Genomic DNA, 13,649 nt, shown 5'->3' with positions numbered 1-13,649 from the left:
CGTTCTCGTTTCAGCACTCTTGACCTTTTCTAGTACAGCTGGGCTAAGCTTACGTTGCGAAACCTGTCGGGGGGGCAGCGATGCGCCAGGGTGTCTTTCTTTGTGCGGCCGGAAGCGGCCGAGTGACGAAGGGCATGCTGACACGCCATGCGGAGGCATGGTCGGCGAATGGGAGCCCCGTTCAGCGGACCATGCCTGGGTGCGACCGGGGCTATGGACGAAAAGTTTCTCGACGGACTTTACGAAGCGGCGGTGGTGCCGGAACTGTGGCCGCAGGTTCTGCGGCGTTTCCAGGAGATCGCGCGTGGCGCCGGAGCCGTGCTGGTCGCGGTGACGCCGAGCTCCAGTCGCTGGATTTCCTCATCGGCCGAGTTCGATCAGGTCGTCGCGACCCATTTCAACCGGTTCCCTGGCAATGAGCGGACACGGCGTCTGCTCGAGCGCCGCCATGCCGGCTTCCTGCGCGACATCGACATTCTCTCCGACGACGAAATGGCGAGCGAGCCGGTCTATCGCGATTTCCTGCTGCCACAGGGCCTGGGGATCGGGGTCGCGACCTCGATCGCGTCACCGACCGGCGAGGCCTTCATCCTGCATGCCGAGCGTGCACGGGAGGAGGGCCATGTCGACGACAAGCTGATCGCGCGCTTCGATCTGATGCGGCCGCACCTGGCGCGGGCCATGCTGCTCTCGGCCCGGCTCGAATTCGAGCGGGCGCAGGGCGCTGCCCGGGCGCTGGAGGCGATCGGCCTGCCGGCCGCCATCCTCGATCGCGAGGGCCGCACGCTCGCGCTCAACCCCCGTTTCGAGGCGCTGATCCCTTCCGTCGCGATCGATCGCCCGTCACGCCTGGGGTTGGTCGATGCCGCGGCCGACAGCCTGCTCGTGGCGGCCCTGCAGGCAAGGGGACAGATCGCCGGCGCGACGGTGCGGTCGATCCCGGTGGCGCGCCGGCAGAACCAGCCGCCCTTTATTCTGCATCTGACGCCGATCCGTGGCGTCGCCCACGACATCTTCTCGCGGGCCGCGAGCATCCTGGTGGTGACGCCGGTGGTGGTGAAGGACGTGCCGACCGCCGATGTCGTGCAGGGGCTGTTCGACCTGACGCCGGCCGAGGCGAGGCTCGCCGCGCTGATCGCCGCCGGGCACCGCCCGCGCGAGGCCGCGGCGGCGCTCGGCGTGATGGAGGAGACCGCGCGCTCGACCTTGAAGCGCGTCATGGCCAAGACCGGCCTGCACCGCCAGGCCGACCTGATCGGCCTGTTGCGCGGCGCCGGCGTTTCGGGGCGCGACTAGGCCAAAGGGGTCGACCGGGCAGGCGTCTTACGGTGCGATTGTTGCACTGGCGGTCGCAAGGGTCTTCCCGGTGTGTCCAGGCCGTCCAGGTCGATTCCGCACTCGTTCCAGAAGCGATTCTGCTTCCTCACCGGGGAGCTTGATCGGGGACGGGCGGCCTGCATGCCGGAAGGACGTGGCGAGACGGCTCACACCGAAACAGAGGCATGGTCGCGGCGGTAAAATTATGGCAACTCCGTGGCGCTATAGTCCTCATCATAGAGCATGACGCGCGAGACGCTGGGGCAGGGCGGGTAGAATGCTGGAAGTTGCAATAGTCGGTGGCGGTCCCGGCGGGCTGATGACGGCCTGGCAAGTGCGCAAGAAGATGCAGGGCCTGTGCCGGGTGACGCTGTTCGAAGCGTCCGAGCGGCTCGGCGGCAAGATCGTCTCGCGCCGCTTCGACAGTGCGCCGGCCCTCTACGAGGCTGGTGTCGCCGAGATCTATGGCTATTCTCAGCTCGGTCATGATCCTTTGCGCGAGATGATCGAGGGCTTCGGCTTCCAGACCATCCCGATGGATTCGCAGGCCCTTCATCTCGACGGCAAGCTGGTCGACGGCGTCGAAGGCATGCGCCGGCGCTATGGTGATGCCACCGCCGACGCCATCCTGGCGTTCCGAGCGCGCTGCATCGAGCTGATGTCGCAGCAGGCCTATTATGAAGGCGCCGGCAAGCACGACAACAACCATCCCTGGATGTTCATGAGCGCCGACGAGGTGCTCGAGCAGGAGGTGGCCGATCCGGTGGCGCGACGCTTCTTCCGGGCGATGGCGCGCTCCGACATCGCCTCGGAAGGCCATCTCAGCAACGGCCTCAACGCGCTGAAGAACTATCTGATGGATGTCGACGGTTATATCGACGTCTATTCGATCCAGAACGGCAACGAGCAATTGGTCGAGGGGCTGAGTGCCGGTCTCGACGCCGAAGTCTTCCTGAATCATCGCGTGCTCCGCGTCGGCAAGGCGGAGGGCGGCCGCTACAAGCTCGACATGATGAACGGCAAGGGGCCGGAGACGCGCGAATTCGACTTCGTGCTGATGTGCCTGCCGCACAACTGGCTCGGCACCATCGATTTCGGCGAGGGCCGGCTGCGCCGGAGCATGAGCCGCCATCTCGCCCATTTCGACCGGCCGGCGCACTACCTGCGCGTCGCCGCCCTGTTCGACAAGCCGTTCTGGGAGGGCCAGATCGAGGGCGCCTGGTTCATGTCGGAGAGCTTCGGTGGCTGCTGTGTCTATATCGAGGGCGCCCGGCACGATGTCGGCCGCCATGGCGTGCTCAACTGGCTGATCGCCGGCATCGACGCGCTGTCCTATGCCAATCTCGACGACGAGGCGCTGACCAAGGCGGCACTGAAGTCGTTGCCGGCCTCACTGGGCGATCCCTTCGAGCATCTGATCGAGGCCAAGGTCCATCGCTGGATGGCTTCGGTGAACGCGATTCCTGGCGGCGTTCCGGTGCGCGACGTGGTGACGAACCACATGCCGGAGCCGAAGGAGCATGACGGGCTGATCGTCGTCGGCGACTACCTGTTCGACTCCACCCTGAACGGGGTGCTCGATTCCGCCGACATCGCCAGCGACCTGATGCTGAGCAAGGTGATGCGCCAGCGCTACGCCACCGGGCTCGCCAGAAGCGCAGGGCAGGCGGGCGGCATCACCGTGCCTGAGCCCTCGCTGCGGATCGATCGTGGCTATTTCGACGCCTATCGCGGCGCCGGGGCCTATGGCGAGGTCTGGAGCCGCTTCAGCGACCCCTCTTATATCCGCGACCTGATCGATCTGGTCTGGCAGCCCGAGCCCGGCTTCAAGCTGCTGGTCGCCGGTTCTGCTTCGGGCGAGCTCGTCGGAGCGTTGCGCGAGCTCGGCATCGACGCCTGGGGCATCGAGAACAACCGCTACATCCATGGCCGCACGCCGGCGCATCTGACCAAGTACAATCTGTTCGGAACGGTTACGGACCTGCCTTTCGAGGATGGTTCCTTCGACATCGTCTATGAGAGCTGCCTCGCCCATCTCGGCAAGCGCGGCGTCGGCGATGCGCTCAGCGAACTGCACCGGGTGGCGACGCGCGGCGTCTATTTCGGCTCGGTGACGGCCGACCTCACCTCCGAGGTCTGCGACATGTACGATCTGCTGCGCGGGGTGAAGAAGCTCGCGACCTGGTGGGAATGGTCGGAGCTGTTCTTCGACGAGGATTTCGACATGGCGATCCAGAGCCAGGAGATGCTCGACGCGGTCTGGGCGCGCACGCTCGCCGCCGACAAGGGGCCAGGCCGCTGGTACGAGGATGCGGAGAGCCTGCGCTACTGCTTCTTCAACCGCATCGCGCCCGATAGCGCCTGAGCCAATCCGATCCGAGAGGGAGCGGCGGGCGCTGGTCCAGCCCCGCCGGTGATCAGTGAGCGACGACGAGGTCAAGCCGGGCACGGGCGAGAATGGTGCCGTGCCCGATCCGGCGGCGAAGGCCACCGGCGCGGCGAAGCGGCCGGCGCCGCGTCCGCCCGAGGAGCCGAAGCGGCGCGCTTTGCAGGCCGGCGCGGCCGAGGCGGAAGACGACGCGGACGACGATGACGAGGATGACGAGGAGGAGGACGACGAGGACGATGACGGTCCGGTCGTCTACACCGCCGGCGAAGCCGCGGGGGCGCTGAAGGGCGTCCTCTCCTTCACCTGGCCGCATCTCGGGCCGCATCGGCTCGGCATCGCCCTGGTGGGGCTCGGCCTGCTGGTCGAGATGGCCTTCAACGTGCTGATGCCGCTCTCGCTCAAATACCTTCTCGACGAAGTCTTCGAGGACAAGGATCGCAGCGAGCTGATCTTCATCCTCAGCGTGCTCGGCGTTGCCGGGATCATCACCTCGGTGGTTGCGATCTGGTATGAATGGATCGACGCCAAGGTGACGGCGGCGATCACCACTGATGTGCGCCGTTCGCTGTTCGAGCATATCCAGAAGCTGCCATTGAGCTTCTACGAGCGCCATCGCCGCGGCGAGATCCTGTCGCGCTTCTCGAACGACATGACCACCTATGAAGAGGCGGTCATCCATTTCGCCAATTGGGGCGCGCTGCCGCTGCTGGAGCTGCTGGCCGGCATCGCCCTGCTGATCTACCTCAACACCGAGCTTGGCCTGCTGGCGCTGCTGATCATCCCGATCGCGCTGATCGGGCCGCGGCTGATCACGCCGAAGGCGGTCGCCGCCAGCTATGAGGTCAAGCGCGCTCAGGCCGGCGAACTCGGCGTCGTCCAGGAGAATATCGGCGCCCAGCCGGTGGTGAAGGCCTTTGGTCTCGTCGGCATCTCGCAGCGCTGGTTCGGCCAGCGCAATCGCGTGCTGCGGGCGGCGCAGGCGCGCTCGACCTTCCTCAACACCATGGTCGAGCGCTCGATCACCATCGTGGTGCTGTGGCTGCACCTGATCGTGCTGGCGATCGGCGCCTATCTCACCTTCAACGACGTGATCACGGTCGGAACCTTCGTCGCCTTCGAGGCGGTGTTCTGGGAGATCACCTACAACCTCAACCACCTGACGCAGTACATTCCGGTGGTGATCGACGCCTCCGGCGCCGTCCGGCACATGCGCGACATCCTCGACGAGCCGATCCGCGTCTCCGATCGGCCGGACGCGGTCGAGTGCCCGCGGATCGCGCGCGAGATCGGCTTCGAAGGCGTGCGCTTTTCCTATGGCGGGGAGGGCGCCCAGATCGACGGGCTCGACCTCGCCATTCCCGCCGGCACGCGCGTCGCCATCGTCGGGCCGAGCGGGGCGGGCAAGAGCACGCTGCTCAGCCTGCTGCTGCGCTTCCACGATCCGCAGCAGGGGCGAGTTACGATCGACGGCGTCGACATCGCCAGCGTCACCCGCGATTCGCTGCGGGCCCAGATGGCGGTGGTGTTCCAGGACAATGTCCTGTTCCACACCTCGCTGCGCGAGAACATCCGGCTCGGCTCGCTCGAGGCATCGGACGCCGAGGTCGAGGCCGCCGCGAAGAAGGCCGAGATTCATAAGTTCATCATGAGCCTGCCCGCGGGCTACGACACCATCGTGGGCGAGCGCGGCGAGACCCTGTCGGGCGGGCAGCGCCAGCGCATCGCGATCGCCCGTGCTCTGCTGCGCGATCCGGCGATTCTCCTGCTCGACGAGGCGACCTCGGCGCTCGACCAGACGACCGAGGCCGCGATCAACCGCACCTTGAAGAAGATCGGCCGCGGCCGCAGCCTGCTGTTCGTGACGCATCGGCTGACCTCGGTCGCCGACATGGACGAGATCATCGTGATGGAGGCCGGCCGAGTCGTGCAGCGCGGCGACCATGCGAGCCTGATGCGCAAGCGCAGCGGCCTCTACCGCAGGCTCTGGAACGACCAGATGCGGGCGAGCGCCGAGGATGACGACGATTGAAGCTGAATCCGCCTCTCACTTTCAGCCCAGAGACTGCTTCGCGGCTCAGCCTGCAGAACAAGCTGACCGGAACGGGTCCAAAGGGGCAAATCCGGGGTTGACGCGAATCCTTACCTGAGTCATAAGCGCGCCACTGTCGATGGCTGTCGGACACGTTTGTCGCTTGCCTTTGTTGCAAGCGAGGTTCGCGACCGAAACTCCATCGGAATTCCAGCGTCTAACGACGACATGGCAGGACGCATGAATGCGGGCTCGTTCCGTGTTCCTCTGCATGGCGAACGCGCCTGAGGCCCCGTAATTGGGCGCCGATGGCGCGGCTTCGTTTGGTCATGGCCTCGCTCGGCGCCGGAATGGACACGAAATTCATCTAGCGCTCAAGGGAGCGAGAGGCCTTAAATGCCGACAATCAGCCAGCTGATCCGCAAGCCGCGCTCGCCGGTCAAGGCGCGCAACACCGCGCCGGCGCTCGAGAACTGCCCGCAGAAGCGCGGCGTCTGCACACGCGTCTATACGACGACCCCGAAGAAGCCGAACTCGGCGCTGCGTAAGGTCGCCAAGGTGCGCCTGACCAATGGCTTCGAGGTCATCGGCTACATTCCGGGTGAGGGTCACAACCTCCAGGAACACTCGGTCGTCATGATCCGTGGCGGCCGCGTGAAGGATCTTCCCGGCGTGCGCTATCACATCCTGCGCGGCGTGCTCGACACGCAGGGCGTCAAGAACCGCAAGCAGCGCCGTTCGAAGTACGGCGCCAAGCGTCCGAAGTAATCAGTGTCGGACCGGCCGGGCAGGGGCCCAGCCGGTTCGCCGTTTTAGAAGAATTGACCGGAGACTAGACGATGTCCCGCCGCCATAGTGCAGAGAAGCGCGAGATCATTCCCGACGCCAAGTTCGGCGACGTGGTCGTGACCAAGTTCATGAACTCGGTCATGTACGAGGGCAAGAAGTCGACCGCCGAAGGCATCGTCTACGGCGCCTTCGATATCATCGAAGGCAAGCTGAAGAGCGATCCGCTCGCCGTCTTCAAGACCGCGCTCGAGAACGTCGCCCCGGCGATCGAGGTCCGCTCCCGCCGCGTCGGCGGCGCGACCTATCAGGTCCCGGTCGAGGTTCGCACCGAGCGCCGCCAGGCTCTCGCCATCCGCTGGCTGATCGCCGCTGCCCGCGGCCGCAACGACCGTACCATGGTCGAGCGCCTCTCGGCAGAGCTGATGGACGCCGCCAACAACCGTGGCAACGCCGTCAAGAAGCGCGAAGACACGCACCGGATGGCGGAAGCCAACCGCGCCTTCTCGCATTATCGCTGGTAATTCGTCCGTTACGACCCGGAAAGACAGAGCATTCCCATGCCCCGTTCTCATCCTATCGATCGCTATCGCAACTTCGGCATCATGGCCCACATCGATGCCGGCAAGACGACGACGACCGAGCGCATCCTCTTCTACACCGGCAAGAGCCATAAGATCGGCGAAGTCCATGACGGCGCCGCGACCATGGACTGGATGACGCAGGAGCAGGAGCGTGGCATCACGATCACCTCGGCTGCGACGACCTGCTTCTGGCGCGACAACCGCCTGAACATCATCGACACCCCCGGCCACGTCGACTTCACCATCGAAGTCGAGCGTTCGCTGCGCGTGCTCGACGGCGCCGTGTGCGTGCTCGACGGCAACCAGGGCGTCGAGCCGCAGACCGAGACCGTCTGGCGTCAGGCCGACAAGTACGACGTCCCGCGCGTCGTCTTCGTCAACAAGATGGACAAGATCGGCGCCGATTTCTATCGCTGCGTCCAGGACATCATCGACCGCGTCGCCGGCAAGCCCGTCTGCCTGCAGATCCCCATCGGTTCGGAGTCGAACTTCGCCGGCGTGATCGACCTCATCAAGATGAAGGCGATCGTCTGGAACGGCGAGGCGCTCGGCGCGTCCTTCGACGAGAAGGAGATCCCGGCCGATCTCGCCGACAAGGCTGCCGAGTATCGCTCGAAGCTGGTCGAAGCCGCCGTCGAGATGGACGATGCGGCGATGGAAGCCTATCTCGAAGGCAACGAGCCTGACGCCGACACGCTGCGCCGCCTGGTGCGCACGGCCGTGCAGCGCCGCGCCTTCCACCCGGTCCTCTGCGGCTCGGCCTTCAAGAACAAGGGCGTGCAGCCCCTGCTCGACGCCGTCGTCGACTTCCTGCCGTCGCCGGTCGATCGCGGCGCCGTCGAAGGCATCGACTTCAAGACCGAAGAGCCGACCACCCGCGAGCCCACCGACGAAGCTCCCTTCGCCATGCTCGCCTTCAAGATCATGGACGACCCCTTCGTCGGCACGATCACCTTCTGCCGCGTCTATTCGGGCAAGGTCGAGGCGGGCCAGGGCGTCATCAACTCGACGCGCGACAAGAAAGAGCGTGTCGGCCGCATGCTGCTGATGCACGCGAACAACCGCGAGGACATCAAGGAGGCCTATGCCGGCGACATCGTCGCCCTGGCCGGCCTCAAGGACGTCCGCACCGGCGACACGCTGTGCGATCCGAACCAGGCTGTGATCCTGGAGCGCATGGAGTTCCCCGAGCCGGTCATCACGATCGCGATCGAGCCGAAGTCCAAGGCCGACCAGGAGAAGCTGGGCCTGGCCCTGTCGAAGCTCGCGAACGAGGATCCGTCCTTCCGCGTCTCGACCGACCAGGAGAGCGGCCAGACCATCCTGAAGGGCATGGGCGAGCTGCATCTCGACATCAAGGTCGACATCCTGAAGCGCACCTACAAGGTCGACGCCAATATCGGCGCGCCCCAGGTCGCCTATCGCGAGACGCTGACCAAGAAGGCCGAGGTCGACTACACCCACAAGAAGCAGACCGGCGGTACCGGCCAGTTCGCCCGCGTCAAGCTGGTGATCGAGCCGAACGAGACCGGCAAGGGCTTCGAGTTCGAGTCGAAGATCGTCGGCGGCGCGGTGCCGAAGGAGTACATCCCCGGCGTCGAGAAGGGCCTCAACTCGGTCATCGGCTCCGGCGTGCTCGCCGGCTTCCCGGTGGTCGACGTCAAGGTCTCGCTGATCGACGGCGCCTTCCACGAGGTCGACTCGTCGGCTCTGGCCTTCGAAATCGCCTCGCGCGCCGCTCTGCGTGAAGGTCTGCAGAAGGGCGGCTCGGTGCTGCTCGAGCCGATCATGAAGGTCGAAGTCGTGACCCCGGAAGACTATACCGGCTCGGTCATCGGCGACCTGAACTCCCGGCGCGGCCAGATCCAGGGCCAGGACATGCGCGGCAACGCGGTCGTCATCAATGCGATGGTGCCGCTGGCCAACATGTTCGGCTATGTGAACCAGCTGCGCTCGTTCAGCCAGGGCCGCGCCAACTACACGATGCAGTTCGACCATTACGAGCAGGTGCCGTCCGCGGTCGCTGCCGAGGTCCAGGCCAAATACGCCTGATATAAGAACGCATTACACGGAACACTTGAAGAGATCTGACGGAGGCTACGATGGCCAAAGAGAAGTTTGCTCGCACGAAGCCGCACTGCAACATTGGTACGATTGGTCACGTCGACCATGGCAAGACGTCTTTGACGGCTGCGATCACGAAGGTTCTGGCTGAGTCTGGCGGCGCGTCGTTCACGGCGTATGACCAGATCGACAAGGCGCCTGAGGAGAAGGCCCGTGGCATTACGATCTCGACGGCGCATGTCGAGTACGAGACCCCGGCCCGCCACTACGCTCACGTCGACTGCCCCGGGCACGCCGACTATGTGAAGAACATGATCACCGGCGCGGCGCAGATGGACGGCGCGATCCTGGTTGTGTCGGCTGCCGACGGCCCGATGCCGCAGACCCGCGAGCACATCCTGCTGGCGCGCCAGGTCGGCGTTCCCGCCCTGGTGGTGTTCATGAACAAGGTGGATCTGGTCGACGACGCCGAGCTGCTCGAGCTGGTCGAGATGGAGATTCGCGAGCTTCTGTCGAAGTACGACTTCCCGGGCGACGACATCCCGATCACCAAGGGCTCGGCCAAGGCGGCGCTGGACGGCGTGACCCCGGAGATCGGGCATGACGCGGTGATCGCGCTGATGAAGACGGTCGACGACTACATCCCGCAGCCGGAGCGCCCGATCGACCAGCCGTTCCTGATGCCGGTCGAGGACGTGTTCTCGATCTCGGGCCGCGGCACGGTGGTGACCGGCCGCGTCGAGCGCGGCATCGTCAAGGTCGGCGAGGAAATCGAGATCGTCGGCCTGAAGGACACGGTGAAGACGACGGTGACCGGCGTCGAGATGTTCCGCAAGCTGCTCGACCAGGGCCAGGCCGGCGACAACATCGGCGCGCTGCTGCGCGGCACCAAGCGCGAGGACGTCGAGCGCGGCCAGGTGCTGTGCAAGCCGGGCTCGGTGAAGCCGCACACCAAGTTCAAGGCCGAGGCCTACATCCTGACGAAGGAGGAGGGCGGGCGCCACACCCCGTTCTTCACCAACTATCGCCCGCAGTTCTACTTCCGCACGACGGACGTGACCGGCGTGGTGCACCTGCCCGAGGGCACGGAGATGGTGATGCCGGGCGACAACATCGCCATGGAAGTGCACCTGATCGTGCCGATCGCGATGGAAGAGAAGCTGCGCTTCGCCATCCGCGAAGGCGGACGCACCGTCGGCGCCGGCGTCGTCGCCAGCATCATCGCGTAACGCGTTTTCGTGAGGGCGAGAGCCCTTCGGGGCTTTCGCCTTTTCACGTCACGGAGACACCAGGACCATGAACGGTCAGAACATCCGGATCCGCCTTAAGGCGTTCGATCACCGCATTCTCGATGCGTCGACGCGAGAGATCGTCTCGACCGCGAAGCGGACGGGCGCCCAGGTGCGCGGCCCGATCCCGCTGCCGACGCTGATCGAGAAGTTCACCGTCAACCGCTCGCCCCACATCGACAAGAAGTCGCGCGAGCAGTTCGAGATGCGGACCCACAAGCGGGTCCTCGATATCGTCGACCCGACCCCGCAGACGGTCGACGCCCTCATGAAGCTCGATCTCGCCGCCGGCGTCGACGTCGAAATCAAGCTCTGATCCGATTAAACGGGTCCTCTGTTTCCGGTGTCCCCGGATGGACATGACCCCAAAGGAAGGTATGCACCGATGCGTTCCGGTGTGATTGCACAGAAAGTCGGGATGACCCGCATCTTCACCGATGCCGGCGAGCACATCCCGGTCACCGTGCTGAAGCTCGACAACTGCCAGGTCGTCGCGCACCGCACGAAGGACAAGAACGGCTATGTCGCCGTGCAGCTCGGGACGGGCCGTGCCAAGGTCAAGAACGTCTCGAAGGCGCAGCGCGGCCATTTCGCCGTTGCCAAGGTCGAGCCGAAGCAGAAGCTGGTCGAGTTCCGCGTCAGCGACGACGCGTTGATTCCGGTCGGCGCCGAGCTGACCGCCGACCACTTCGTCGTCGGTCAGTTCGTCGACGTCTCCGGCACGACCACCGGTAAGGGCTTCGCCGGCGGCATGAAGCGCTGGAACTTCGGCGGTCTGCGCGCTACGCACGGTGTCTCGATCTCGCACCGCTCGATCGGTTCGACCGGTGGCCGTCAGGACCCGGGCAAGACCTTCAAGAACAAGAAGATGCCGGGCCATCTCGGCACCGAGCGCGTCACCACGCAGAACCTGCGCGTCGTCCAGACGGACGCCGAGCGCGGCCTGATCCTGGTCGAGGGCGCCGTCCCCGGCGTTGCCGGCGGCTGGATCCACGTCCGTGACGCCGTCAAGCGCTCGCTGCCGAAGGACGCCCCGCTGCCGGGCAAGTTCAAGGTTTCCGGCGAGAGCAAGGCCGAAACTGTCGAGGCTCCTGCGGCCCAGGCTGAGGAGAACGTGTGATGAAACTCGATATCGTCACTCTTGACGGCGGCAACGCCGGCTCGCTCGAACTGTCCGACGCGATCTTCGGCCTCGAGCCGCGCGCCGACCTGCTCGCCCGCATGGTGCGCTACCAGCTCGCCAAGCGCCGCGCCGGCACGCACAAGACCAAGGGCCGCTCGGAAGTCGATCGCTCGCGCAAGAAGATCTACAAGCAGAAGGGCACCGGCGGCGCTCGCCACGGCGCGGCTTCCGCTCCGCAGTTCCGCGGCGGCGGCAAGGCCTTCGGCCCGGTCGTTCGTGACCATGCTCACGAGCTGCCGAAGAAGGTGAAGGCCCTGGCCCTGCGCCATGCGCTTTCGTCGAAGGCCAAGGACGCCGGCCTGATCATCATCGACGACGCGAAGCTCGCGGAGCCGAAGACCAAGATCCTGCTCGGCCATTTCGGCAAGCTCGACCTGTCGAGCGCGCTGGTGATCGGCGGCGCCGAGATCGATGTGAACTTCGGCCTGGCCGCGCGTTCGATCCCGAACGTCGACGTGCTGCCGGTCCAGGGCATCAACGTCTATGACATCCTGCGTCGCGACAAGCTCGTGCTGACGCGCTCGGCTGTCGATGCGCTGGAGGCGCGCTTCAAATGAGCCAGTCCAAGAACCTCGATCCGCGGCACTACGACGTCATCGTCGGCCCCGTGATCACCGAGAAGGCGACGATGCTCTCCGAGCACAACAAGGTCGTCTTCAAAGTCGCCAAGACCGCGACCAAGCCGCAGATCAAGGCGGCCGTCGAGAAGCTGTTCGACGTCAAGGTGGTGAGCGTCAACACGCTCGTCACCGAGGGCAAGGTCAAGGTCTTCCGCGGCCGTCTCGGCCAGCGCTCTGACGTCAAGAAGGCGGTCGTGACCCTCGAAGAGGGCCACTCCATCGACGTCACCACGGGCCTCTGAGAAGGATCGTCATCATGGCTTTGAAAAGTTTCAAGCCGATCACGCCGAGCCTTCGCCAGCTCGTGATCGTCGACCGCAGCGAGCTCTACAAGGGCAAGCCGGTCAAGGCTCTGACCGAGGGCAAGTCGTCCTCGGGCGGCCGCAACAACCTCGGCCGCGTCACCGTCCGCTTCCGCGGCGGTGGCCACAAGCGCACCCTGCGCCTGATCGACTTCAAGCGTCGGGGCAAGGCCGGCGTGCCGGCGACCGTGGAGCGGATCGAGTATGATCCGAACCGCACCGCCTTCATCGCCCTGATCAAGTATCAGGACGGCGAGCTCTCCTACATCCTGGCGCCGCAGCGTCTGGCCGTGGGCGACACCGTCGTCGCCGGCGACAGCGTCGACGTGAAGCCCGGCAACGCCGCCCCGATGGGCTCGCTGCCGATCGGCACGATCGTCCACAATGTCGAGCTCAAGATCGGCAAGGGCGGGGCGCTGGCGCGCTCGGCGGGCAACTACGCCCAGATCGTCGGCCGTGACCAGGGCTACGTCATCGTCCGCCTGAACTCGGGCGAGCAGCGCCTGATCAGCGGCCTGTGCTATGCCACCGTGGGCGCGGTCTCGAACCCCGACCACATGAACATCAACATCGGCAAGGCCGGCCGCAATCGCTGGCTCGGCAAGCGTCCGCACAATCGTGGCGTGTCGATGAACCCGGTCGACCACCCGCACGGCGGTGGTGAAGGCCGCACCTCGGGCGGCCGCCACCCGGTCACCCCGTGGGGCCTGCCGACCAAGGGCAAGAAGACTCGCTCGAATAAGCGGACCGACACCTTCATCGTGTCGAGCCGTCACGCCCGCAAGAAGAAGAACTGAGGTCCGTCATGGCGCGTTCGCTTTGGAAAGGTCCGTTCGTCGACGGATACCTCCTGAAGAAGGCCGAGGTCGCCCGTACCTCGAGCCGCTCTGAAGTCATCAAGATCTGGAGCCGTCGCTCCACGATCCTCCCGCAGTTCGTCGGTCTGACGTTCGGCGTCTACAACGGCCACAAGCATGTGCCGGTGAACGTCTCCGAGGAGATGGTGGGCCACAAGTTCGGCGAGTTCTCGCCGACGCGCACCTTCCCCGGCCACGCAGCCGACAAGAAGGCGAAGAGGAAGTAAGC

At 65.4% G+C, this 13,649-nt stretch carries 13 protein-coding genes; all 13 read left to right on the top strand.

Translation table 11 applies throughout. The features are described 5' to 3' along the window. Positions 1-213 precede the first annotated feature (213 nt). The 13 genes from BMZ69_RS19365 to rpsS all read left to right on the top strand — a co-directional run bounded on the left by BMZ69_RS19365 (position 214) and on the right by rpsS (position 13,647). The gene (locus BMZ69_RS19365; RefSeq protein ID WP_092159659.1) at positions 214-1,296 is read left to right on the top strand and encodes a helix-turn-helix transcriptional regulator; all 1,083 of its coding nucleotides are present in this window, start codon (positions 214-216) and stop codon (positions 1,294-1,296) included. A 298-nt stretch (positions 1,297-1,594) separates the two neighbouring features. Then, positions 1,595-3,682 (top strand): FAD-dependent oxidoreductase, encoded by a 2,088-nt coding sequence (locus tag BMZ69_RS19360; RefSeq protein ID WP_092159658.1) that lies wholly within the window; start codon positions 1,595-1,597, stop codon positions 3,680-3,682. A 55-nt stretch (positions 3,683-3,737) separates the two neighbouring features. After that, positions 3,738-5,735, top strand: coding sequence for an ABC transporter ATP-binding protein (locus BMZ69_RS19355; protein ID WP_244543437.1), 1,998 nt, complete (start codon positions 3,738-3,740; stop codon positions 5,733-5,735). 396 nt (positions 5,736-6,131) lie between these two features. Then, positions 6,132-6,503, top strand: a complete 372-nt coding sequence (gene rpsL, locus BMZ69_RS19350; RefSeq protein WP_057189964.1) for a 30S ribosomal protein S12 — start codon at positions 6,132-6,134, stop codon at positions 6,501-6,503. A gap of 71 nt (positions 6,504-6,574) precedes the next feature. Continuing rightward, positions 6,575-7,045 (top strand): 30S ribosomal protein S7, encoded by a 471-nt coding sequence (gene rpsG / locus BMZ69_RS19345; RefSeq protein ID WP_092159657.1) that lies wholly within the window; start codon positions 6,575-6,577, stop codon positions 7,043-7,045. Between the two features lie 36 nt (positions 7,046-7,081). Then, the gene (gene fusA / locus BMZ69_RS19340; RefSeq protein ID WP_092159656.1) at positions 7,082-9,157 is read left to right on the top strand and encodes an elongation factor G; all 2,076 of its coding nucleotides are present in this window, start codon (positions 7,082-7,084) and stop codon (positions 9,155-9,157) included. Between the two features lie 50 nt (positions 9,158-9,207). Next, positions 9,208-10,398 carry an elongation factor Tu gene (gene tuf, locus BMZ69_RS19335; RefSeq protein ID WP_092159654.1) on the top strand — a complete coding sequence of 397 codons (1,191 nt, stop codon included), beginning with the start codon at positions 9,208-9,210 and terminating at the stop codon, positions 10,396-10,398. Positions 10,399-10,465: 67 nt separating this feature from the next. Next, the gene (gene rpsJ / locus BMZ69_RS19330; protein ID WP_043237115.1) at positions 10,466-10,774 is read left to right on the top strand and encodes a 30S ribosomal protein S10; all 309 of its coding nucleotides are present in this window, start codon (positions 10,466-10,468) and stop codon (positions 10,772-10,774) included. A 69-nt stretch (positions 10,775-10,843) separates the two neighbouring features. Continuing rightward, entirely contained in the window at positions 10,844-11,578 is a 735-nt protein-coding gene (rplC, locus tag BMZ69_RS19325) for a 50S ribosomal protein L3 (RefSeq protein ID WP_092159653.1), read from the top strand. Then, positions 11,578-12,198 carry a 50S ribosomal protein L4 gene (rplD, locus tag BMZ69_RS19320; protein WP_092159652.1) on the top strand — a complete coding sequence of 207 codons (621 nt, stop codon included), beginning with the start codon at positions 11,578-11,580 and terminating at the stop codon, positions 12,196-12,198. Before rplC ends, rplD begins: the two co-directional genes overlap by 1 nt. Further along, positions 12,195-12,503, top strand: a complete 309-nt coding sequence (locus tag BMZ69_RS19315; protein WP_092159641.1) for a 50S ribosomal protein L23 — start codon at positions 12,195-12,197, stop codon at positions 12,501-12,503. Before rplD ends, BMZ69_RS19315 begins: the two co-directional genes overlap by 4 nt. A 14-nt stretch (positions 12,504-12,517) precedes the next feature. After that, positions 12,518-13,360 (top strand): 50S ribosomal protein L2, encoded by an 843-nt coding sequence (rplB, locus tag BMZ69_RS19310; RefSeq protein ID WP_092159636.1) that lies wholly within the window; start codon positions 12,518-12,520, stop codon positions 13,358-13,360. An 8-nt stretch (positions 13,361-13,368) separates the two neighbouring features. After that, a complete protein-coding gene (rpsS, locus tag BMZ69_RS19305) occupies positions 13,369-13,647 on the top strand; it encodes a 30S ribosomal protein S19 (protein WP_092159618.1) in 279 nt (92 codons plus the stop codon). Positions 13,648-13,649 lie beyond the last annotated feature (2 nt).

Origin of the sequence: Allobosea sp. CRIB-10 (genome assembly GCF_900112185.1) — a bacterium.
In the GTDB taxonomy this organism is placed as follows: domain Bacteria; phylum Pseudomonadota; class Alphaproteobacteria; order Rhizobiales; family Beijerinckiaceae; genus Allobosea.
The sequence above is the reverse complement of the archived record's forward strand: the minus strand, read 5'-3'. Positions and strand labels throughout refer to the sequence as shown.

Bases quoted from the DNA above. Each gene is read 5' to 3' on its own strand.
- BMZ69_RS19365 (WP_092159659.1), top strand. From the start codon at position 214: ATGGACGAAAAGTTTCTCGACGGACTTTACGAAGCGGCGGTGGTGCCG.
- BMZ69_RS19360 (WP_092159658.1), top strand. From the start codon at position 1,595: ATGCTGGAAGTTGCAATAGTCGGTGGCGGTCCCGGCGGGCTGATGACG.
- rpsL (WP_057189964.1), top strand. From the start codon at position 6,132: ATGCCGACAATCAGCCAGCTGATCCGCAAGCCGCGCTCGCCGGTCAAG.
- rpsG (WP_092159657.1), top strand. From the start codon at position 6,575: ATGTCCCGCCGCCATAGTGCAGAGAAGCGCGAGATCATTCCCGACGCC.
- fusA (WP_092159656.1), top strand. From the start codon at position 7,082: ATGCCCCGTTCTCATCCTATCGATCGCTATCGCAACTTCGGCATCATG.
- tuf (WP_092159654.1), top strand. From the start codon at position 9,208: ATGGCCAAAGAGAAGTTTGCTCGCACGAAGCCGCACTGCAACATTGGT.
- rpsJ (WP_043237115.1), top strand. From the start codon at position 10,466: ATGAACGGTCAGAACATCCGGATCCGCCTTAAGGCGTTCGATCACCGC.
- rplC (WP_092159653.1), top strand. From the start codon at position 10,844: ATGCGTTCCGGTGTGATTGCACAGAAAGTCGGGATGACCCGCATCTTC.
- rplD (WP_092159652.1), top strand. From the start codon at position 11,578: ATGAAACTCGATATCGTCACTCTTGACGGCGGCAACGCCGGCTCGCTC.
- BMZ69_RS19315 (WP_092159641.1), top strand. From the start codon at position 12,195: ATGAGCCAGTCCAAGAACCTCGATCCGCGGCACTACGACGTCATCGTC.
- rplB (WP_092159636.1), top strand. From the start codon at position 12,518: ATGGCTTTGAAAAGTTTCAAGCCGATCACGCCGAGCCTTCGCCAGCTC.
- rpsS (WP_092159618.1), top strand. From the start codon at position 13,369: ATGGCGCGTTCGCTTTGGAAAGGTCCGTTCGTCGACGGATACCTCCTG.